We start from the raw sequence: 1,168 nt of genomic DNA on the forward strand, positions 1-1,168 counted from the left end.
GCGGAGGTGCTGGACGCCGAGCCGAGTGTGGGTGTGGTGTCGCTGCTCGGTCTGATCGACGGGCGGGATGGGAACGAACCCACCGTGCCCGCGGGCCTGGTGGCGACCACCGATCTGATCCGGGTGCTGGTTGCGGCCGGTGCGGAGCGGACCGGTCGGGTCTGGTGCCTCACCCGGGGTGCGGTCGCCGCCGTCCGTGCGGATGTGCGGGTGAGTCCGGTGCAGGCGCAGGTGTGGGGTCTGGGCCGTAATGCCGGTCTGGAGGTGGGCGGGAGTTGGGGTGGTCTGATCGATCTGCCCGCCGTGTTGGATGAGCGGGCCGGGTCCCGGCTGGCCGCGGTGCTCGCCGCGGGTGGTACCGAGGACCAGGTAGCCATCCGCCCGACGGGTGTCTTCGGTCGCAGGCTGGCCCGGATCACCGGTCAGGGTGGGCCGGGCTGGAGTCCGCGTGGCACGGTGCTGATCACCGGTGGCACCGGTGGGCTCGGCGCGGCGGTGGCCCGCCAGCTCGCCGAAACGGGGGCGGAGCGTCTGGTGTTGACCAGCCGCCGTGGTGGTGTCGCCCCGGATCTGGGTGTTCCGGTTGAGGTGGTTGCCGCTGACATGGGTGTGCGCGCTGATGTGGCGCGGGTGTTGCGGGTGTGTGGCGATGACCTGACCGCGGTGGTGCACGCCGCTGGTGTCGACGTTTCCGGAGCGGTGGTGGAGACCGGCGCGGCGGAGCTGGCCCGTGCCTACGCGGGCAAGGTCGTCGGTGCTGATCTGCTCGATGAGCTGCTCGGCGATCGCGTTCTGGATGCGTTTGTGTTGTTCTCCTCGATCGCCGGGGTGTGGGGCAGCGGTGGTGGTGGTCCGTACGCGGCGGCGAACGCCCATCTGGACGCGCTGGCGGCGGATCGTCGGGCCCGTGGCCTGGCCGGTACCGCGTTGGCGTGGGGTCCGTGGGCCGAGGTCGGCATGGCCGCGCTGGGTAACACCCGGGAGCATCTGGGGCGTCGTGGTCTGACCGCGTTGCCGCCCGCCGCGGCCGTCACCGCCATCGCGGCGGCCGTCGCCGGTGCGGACGCCACGCAGGTGATCGTCGACGTCGACTGGGCCCGGTTCGCCCCCGCGTTCTCCTTCGGCCGCCGCTGGGCGCTGCTCGGTGACCTGCCGGAAGCCGTCGCGG

General features: G+C 72.7%; 1 protein-coding gene. It reads left to right on the forward strand.

Annotation, left to right across the window (positions count from 1 at the left end; genetic code table 11):
- Nucleotides 1-1,168: beta-ketoacyl reductase (locus tag LDL48_RS43200; protein WP_225261007.1), on the forward strand; the 1,168-nt coding region annotated here is incomplete at both ends.

The organism is Jidongwangia harbinensis, assembly GCF_020216025.1.
Classification (GTDB): Bacteria; Actinomycetota; Actinomycetes; order Mycobacteriales; family Micromonosporaceae; genus Actinoplanes; species Actinoplanes harbinensis.